The organism is Streptococcus porci DSM 23759 (assembly GCF_000423765.1).
GTDB lineage: Bacteria > Bacillota > Bacilli > Lactobacillales > Streptococcaceae > Streptococcus > Streptococcus porci.
Map to the genome: position 1 here is coordinate 34,957 of NZ_AUIP01000019.1, position 7,246 is coordinate 42,202.

6 protein-coding genes are annotated in these 7,246 nt (G+C 42.2%); 1 reads left to right on the plus strand and 5 read right to left on the minus strand.

The annotated features are described in order from the left end of the window. Positions 1–4 precede the first annotated feature (4 nt). The gene (locus tag G576_RS0108430) at positions 5–706 is read right to left on the minus strand and encodes an ABC transporter ATP-binding protein (protein ID WP_027974231.1); all 702 of its coding nucleotides are present in this window, start codon (positions 704–706) and stop codon (positions 5–7) included. Between the two features lie 176 nt (positions 707–882). Here G576_RS0108430 and G576_RS0108435 point away from each other — a divergent pair, with 176 nt between their 5' ends. Next, positions 883–1,419, plus strand: coding sequence for a TetR family transcriptional regulator (locus G576_RS0108435; protein ID WP_027974232.1), 537 nt, complete (start codon positions 883–885; stop codon positions 1,417–1,419). A 63-nt stretch (positions 1,420–1,482) separates the two neighbouring features. Here G576_RS0108435 and G576_RS0108440 read toward each other — a convergent pair whose 3' ends face one another. The 4 genes from G576_RS0108440 to abc-f all read right to left on the minus strand — a co-directional run bounded on the left by G576_RS0108440 (position 1,483) and on the right by abc-f (position 6,863). Next, entirely contained in the window at positions 1,483–3,048 is a 1,566-nt protein-coding gene (locus G576_RS0108440) for a PASTA domain-containing protein (protein WP_027974233.1), read from the minus strand. Further along, positions 3,041–3,715 (minus strand): ABC transporter ATP-binding protein, encoded by a 675-nt coding sequence (locus G576_RS0108445; protein WP_027974234.1) that lies wholly within the window; start codon positions 3,713–3,715, stop codon positions 3,041–3,043. The genes G576_RS0108440 and G576_RS0108445 overlap by 8 nt, the downstream gene beginning before the upstream one ends. Before the next feature lie 12 nt (positions 3,716–3,727). Further along, positions 3,728–5,188, minus strand: coding sequence for an ABC transporter permease (locus G576_RS0108450; RefSeq protein ID WP_027974235.1), 1,461 nt, complete (start codon positions 5,186–5,188; stop codon positions 3,728–3,730). Between the two features lie 274 nt (positions 5,189–5,462). Further along, on the minus strand, positions 5,463–6,863 hold the full coding sequence (gene abc-f, locus G576_RS0108455) for a ribosomal protection-like ABC-F family protein (protein WP_027974236.1): 1,401 nt from the start codon (positions 6,861–6,863) through the stop codon (positions 5,463–5,465). Positions 6,864–7,246 lie beyond the last annotated feature (383 nt).

Genomic DNA, 7,246 nt, shown 5'->3' on the forward strand with positions numbered 1-7,246 from the left:
CCTCCTAGTATTCCAAGGTAGCAATGTCCTGAGGGTTAGCGTTGAGCTTTACAGACTTAACGGTGGCGTCCCGCATATGAATAACGCGGTCGGCGATGGGAGCCAGAGCCGAGTTGTGAGTCACGATGATAACCGTCGCCCCTTGAGTTCTAGACATATTTTGCAGGATTTGCAGAACTTGCTTGCCAGTTTCATAATCTAGGGCGCCTGTCGGCTCATCGCAGAGCAGGATTTTTGGTTTTTTTGCCACGGCACGCGCGATTGAAACCCTTTGCTGCTCACCGCCAGACAGCTGGGCGGGAAAATTATCCAAACGATGTCCCAAGCCAACCTCAGTTAAAATGTCAACAGGATCCATGGCATCCTTAACAATTTCCGAAGCCAACTCCACGTTTTCTTTGGCCGTCAGGTTTGCCACCAAATTATAAAATTGGAAGACAAATCCAACATCGTCCCGCCGATAATTTGTCCGCTGATGGGAATTAAACTGCGCAATATCAACACCGTCAATAATAACCTGCCCCTCGTCATTGGTGTCCATACCACCTAGAATATTGAGCAGGGTGGACTTGCCCGCTCCAGAAGAACCTAAAATAATGACCAGCTCCCCCTTTTCAATCTCAAAAGTCACATTTTCATTGGCAGAAATCACGGTATCCCCCATCTGATAACGCTTAGATGACTGCTTAACTTCTATATAGGACATAGTAACTCCTTTTCTCATTTGCTATCTTGACAGACTAATACATATTCTATATACTAATTATAGCACAAAAAATAGACAATGTGTTGATTTTGAACCGCGATACCTATCAATAAATAACTAGAGAAACGGCAATCAATTAGCCACCTCTCATTTCGTAAAAGGAGTAAGGATTTCCAATGGTGAAACAAATCCGTCATACAGAAACTAAAAGCAACATCAAGAAAGCTTTAACACAGCTTTTATCCCAAAAAAGTTTTGAAAAAATTTCCGTTACCACTATTTGTCGTACGGCTGGCATCAATCGAGGTACCTTCTATCTCCACTACAAAGATAAGTACGATATGATGGAGAAGATTAAGGAAGAGACTCTGACTAAGCTTTATGCTATCATCACTCAAGAAAACAAGACGTTCAACAAGAAAGTCGTCTGCGAAACAATCGACTACCTTCATCAGAACATAGACTTTTTTGAAGTTATGGCCAAGACATCCTATGCCAAATTGCCACAAATCACTCGCAATTTTGTCTCTTATATTTTGGATAATATTCCAAATTCAAGTGATCATATTACTAAAAAAATGGGAGTCCCAGTCAACTACGCCCGCATCGCGTATGTCGCTTCTATTGAAGCAGTCATGACCGAATGGATTCTTTCAGGTGGAAAAGAAAGCCCCGAGGAAATGACTGAAATCCTCTTGCAAATTGGATCATAAGCTTGTCAATAAATAAGCCTTAGCCACAAAAGGACTTAAATCGGCGATTTAAGTCCTTTTGATTTATTCTGCCCCACCTAGTCCTGCTTGAGTCGTTGAGGTATCTGTAGGAGTTGTTTGGTTCGCTGGTGGTGTAACGGTACCTGTGAAATAAGCGCCATTACTGATACCAACTTCCACTGTATAGGCTAAAGGTAACCAGGTTTCCTTTGCACTTTGGGCAACAACAGTGCCTTTTGGCTGATCAGAATTGACATAGTAGCTGGTAAAGTAGATTTCTGCTCCTTTGGAGCGGAATTCATCGTAGAAGTATTGTTGCAGGTCACCTTCATTTTTCCCGGATAAATCACGGATATAAGGTGAACCTGCTGAATAAATAACTTCGACATTCTTATCATCTTTTTCAGTCAGTTCTGTCCCTGCTTTCTGAGATTGAGAAATCAGAGATCCATAAGGGGAGTCCCCGTACACTTGACGAACAATAACTGTCAGTCCCGTAACGGAAGCTGCCTGCGTCATTGTTAAGGTTGAGAAGTCTGGAACTGTTATCCCTTTACCTGCTGAAACTTGGACGGTCATCTTAGATTTTTTTGCCACTTTTTCATTAGCAGCGACAGATTGCCCCATGATGGTTCCTGCTGCAATGCTTGCGCTAGCTTTTTCCTCATAGGTCACTTCGATGCTATTAGTTTTTGCCCAAGATTCAACCTCCGTCTTAGCCTTGCCAGAAAAATCTGGTACTTCAATATTGGCCTCAAGCACCTCTTTACCACGAGAATAGGTCAGGGTCGCCTTGTCGCCTCGAGTATAGTCACTAGCAGGGATGGAATTTGCAATCTCTAACTTGATAAATTTTCCTTTGGCGGTTGTGTCACTATAGACTTGAGTCAGGTTAAGGTTTTCTGCCTTATTCTCCTCAATCCATTTTTGAGCGTCAGCGTAAGTCAACTGAGCAAAATCTGGTAGATTCAGCACTTCCTCGGGGTCAGCTCCCAAAGAACTTACGACAGCTAACTTACCACCTTTAGAAATCTTTTTTCCTTCTTTTATCTCTTGTGACAAGATGATATTTTCATCGTATTTGGTGCTGTGTTCCTGAGTCAAAACAATTTCTACGCCCTTATCATTTCCCCACTCGCGAGCTTCCGTAACCGTCTTTCCGACAAAATTAGGTACAGCTACATGGGTAAACTGATAAAAAAGGAAAAAGCTTAGGGCTAAAACCGCAATGGCGCTACTCCCAATCAGAATGAATTTTCGTCTTTTCTTTTTCTGATAATCAGGATCCACCTCAGTTTCTTCATGAGACTCCTCCCGACGTCGGCTGACAGCTTCCTCGCTTTCCTGACGCCTACGACTTGGTCGGCTCAGCTCTTCTTCCTCCACTTCCTGGTGAGCGAAAAAGTGGTCTATTCTTTCCTGCTTTTCTTCAGACATCTTTGCTAATGGTTCAGCTTTTTCTTGAACAGTGTCAGCAAAAGAAGGCTCGAGTTGCTTTACTTTTTCAGAAGCAAGCGGCGCTTGAGGAGCGGGCTTAGGTTTTTCCTTTTGAACCCGTTTTACTTTTTTATCTTCTTCCAAGAGGTCGTCGTAGTTATTACCAGAAAACTTTGACAAAAAATCACTCATAAACTTTTAGTTTTCCTTTCCTAAGGTAGTAAATCTCATCAGACAGGGAGGCGATTTCCTGAGAGTGTGTGACCACGATGACACATTTCCCGTGTTCGTGCGCCAGCTTTTGGAAAATCTCAACAATTTCTCCTTCCATCTCTTCGTCCAAGTTCCCTGTTGGTTCGTCCGCTAGAATCACGTCCACATTTGTTGCTAGCGAACGGGCAATGGCTACACGTTGTTGCTCACCACCAGAAAGACGGTTGACCTGCCGTTCTGCTTTACTTTTGACAATGCCGATATAATCCAAGAGGTTGTAAGCCACCTCAGCTTTATTGGCAGGCAGTTCGTTTTCCGTAATGGCCATAGGCACCATGACATTCTCCACAGCAGTCATATATGGAATGAGGTTGTAATGCTGGAAAACAATGCCAATATTATTGCGGCGGAAAGTCTCATAACCAATCTCCTTGAGGTCTTTTCCGTTATAGAAAACCTTGCCTTCTTTGGGGCTTTCTAGGGCACTAAGAAGTGATAAGAGAGTGGTTTTCCCAGAACCGGATTGACCTAGAATGGTGTAGAATTTTCCTTTTTCAAAGGCAACGCTAGTATCTTTCAAGATGTAACGTCGATTTTCACCATCCTGATAAAAATAGGACAGGTTTTGTGCTTCTAAAATTGCCATAAATACTCTCCTTTACATCATAATCCGTTTAGGGTTAAGGCGTGTGATATAAGCTGTTGGCACAATTGTTGCAAGAAAAACCGTGCCAAGACCGATACCATACATCAATAGGACATAACTTGCAGATAAAGTCACCTTGTATTGATTAAGAACATCATCAAGAGTAGTGTTAGTAGTCAACTCACTCAAACCTCCGTAAACAACACCTCCTGTTTGATTCATTTGGTTTAGCTGTTGTTGCAAGAGGGTGTCAGATAGCGCTTGAGCGATAAGATTTCCAGTGAAAACAGCCAAAGTCAAGGCTACAAAGGCAATCATAAAGACCTCTACAAGAGTCTGCAAGACCACTTTACTGCGAGCTTCTCCAAGAGAAAGATAGATGCCTAACTCGTGTTTGCGGTCGCGTAAAAAGAGGAGAACAACTAAAGTGATAATCAAAATAGTCGCCCCAATGGCTACATAGAGGACATAACCAGAAAGTTTTGACATGGATTTGACCGGTGCAGCAATAGTATCATAGTTATCAGAGCTTGCGCTAGCGATGAAGAATTTAGGGAGATAAGGTTTTGCTTCTTGTTTGAATTTTTCAAGATCATCTGGGCTTTTTAAAATATAGACGGGCTCACCTATATAGCCTCCACTGCTTACTTCCTCACCTGACATTTCTGCATAGGCAGCGCTCTGCTCCTTACCAACATCTTCGATGATTTTATTTGGTACAAACAGGGTGTTTTCAGCCTGCATTTCTTCATAAGCCTTGGCATATTTGTCTGATTCAGCAGAATCGCTAGACGTATTCTTATTCGTCTTTTGAGAATTGACTCGATAGATACCAACGATTTCTAGCCCATAGTCTGTCTCAGACTTAACCTTATTGGTCTCATAGTCCATAATGTAGTTTTTAAAGGTCGCTGTATCCCCAACCTTTAAGTTGTTTAGCTCTGCTAATTTATCAGAGATCATTACCACAGACTTACCAGACTGCACTTCTTCATTAGTCAGAGAGCGACCAGCCGTCAGGCTGATTTTTCCTTCTTCAAGAGTGATAATCTTTGATGAAGAAACGCCACGCAGAGAGAAAGCATAGCGAGCTGCATCTTCAGATGAGTGAAAGGAATCTTCTGAAAGCAAATCAGGAATATATTGCTTGATGCTACTGCTAGCTCCAATGCTGCCTTGCATAATCGCCTCAAAGTATTTGACGTAAGGTAGGGCTGCAATTTTTTCAAGAGTTTCCTTATCTAGTTGACCCACATTTTCCCAATCTGACTCCTTCATATTCTCATAATCAGGTCGGAGTGTGACCGCTGCACCCATCTGGGATTTGATGGTTCGTTCAACGTTCAGAGTAGCCTGCTGGATAGAAACCGCGCCAGCAATGACATTTCCCAAAATGAAAATAATGATAAAGAGTAAGAGTGATTTCCCCTTACGACGGGTAACACTCAGCCAAGCACGTTTTAGGTAGTTCATAAGAAACCTCCTTTGGTTATAAAATGGTTAATGGTTTTGTTCAGCCTTCAAGAATCTTATTCAAGCCTTAGAAATACCCTTATATATAAAATATATACCTATATAAAGCAAAAGTCAATCATCATTTAAACGTTTTCAATTTTTTATCCATCTGTCCCTAGCGCAGCCATGCTCAATTACCTAACTAAACAAATCTACAGAAAGCGTTTGTTTACTAAATTTTACTACTTTCGCATGTGATTTTCAAGCGTTTTCCAAGTTTTGTTCTATTACTTCAATACATGTTATCCCTATTTTTCTCACTTAACAGACCATTCTGAATTTCCCAGTGACGGACAGTTAGGTTGTCTATAAAGCGTTGATCATGCGAGATAACCAAAATGGCACCAGGGTAGGCGCACAAGCCTTTCTCTAGAGCCTCGATGGCAACAATATCAAGGAAATTGGTGGGTTCGTCTAAAATCAGGAGATTGCTATCTGAAAGAAGAACTTTAGCCAACTGAAGCCGCACCCGCTCACCACCAGAGAGCTGGGAAACGTTTTTCTGAGCCTTGTCGTAGCGAATATTTAGCATGGCCATGGTATTGAGAATAGTCTTCCTATCTTGGACAGAGCTACTTGCCACATTGTCGTAGGCTGATTTTGTCACGTCCAGTTGATCCATGTTTTGGGCAAAATAGGCGATTTTTAGCTCCTTAGCGTAGTAGGCAGGTAATTCCCTCGCCAATATCTGTCTGACAAAGCTGGTTTTTCCCACCTGATTGGCTCCTGTCAGTGCTATTTTATCTCCTAGCCGAATGACCAGTTCTGGAAAATCAAAGAGCCACTTGTTTGCCACTGTTAGCTCTCCAGCTTTCAGACGCAGCAAGGTACGAACTTCTCCATGCAGAGCTCCTATTGAAGTGAACTTTGCCCAGGAGTCCTTTTGCGGCCGTTCGACTGCCTCCATGTGCTCCATTCGTTTTTCCATGCTTTTGGCCACCTGCGCCAGCCTTTTTTCCTTACCATCGTAGCTACCTAACCTAGAATTTACCTTCCAGTCAGAGCTGGAGACAGACCTTTTTTTCTTAGTCAGCTTATTGGCTTTTTCTTTTTTCAATAGCAGAGCTTCTTGTAATTGTTTGACCTTGTATTGATAAGATTGATAGGCTTTTGCCTGTCTGTCACGCTCTTTTTGCCTAATAGCCAGTGCGTTTTCATAACTCTCATGGTAAACCTTGATGCTCTCTTCTTCCAAATACCAGGTCTTATGAGTCACTTGATTGAGAAAATAACGATCATGGCTCACCACCAAGAGAGTTCCGCGGTAGCCTTTTAGCACCTTTATCAGCCAAAGCCGATTATCTCTATCTAGGTTTGCTGTGGGTTCATCTAAAATGAGCAGCTCTGCCCTTTGCCTGATGGCATGCCGTAAAAGTTCTAGCGCCTGCTCTCCACCAGATTGCTGCGAAGCCTTTTTCATTTGAGGAACATAGGCAAAATCTGGTGTAACCAAAAGCTTCCCATCAAAATCCTGATCCTCACCCACAATAAGTCGTAAAAGGCTAGACTTGCCAGAACCATTTTCTCCAACCAGACCTACCTTCTCCCCAGATAAAAGATGAAGACTAGCAATGCTAAATAGAACCTTGTCTGGGATTTCTTTTTTGACCTCTTGTAATTTAACAACTTCCATAAAAAACCTCTTTCAAAAAAACAAAGAGGAGGATTGTCTCATCTTGACGAATCAAAAACATACTAAGATTAGTAGTGAAGAAATCTCCGACGGGAGAGAGTAGTCACTACTTTTTCTTTATGTTAAAGTAGAGGTGTCTTGTTAAGTCGAGAACTCTTTTGACGCTAGACGTCGCATCAAAAACTGGCAAGACACCTGTTTTAGAAAGAATGTTATCAAAGTATGTGGGACGCCAGACGTCGAGTATTGAAAATGACATCACTAAAACAAGGAATCATTCAAGACAAAGAGGTAATATCATGCGTGCAGTTTTTGGGATTGATGTGAGTAAGGCAAGTTCAGAAGTGGCCATTCTAGTCAATGGTGAGAAAGTTCATGGCTAT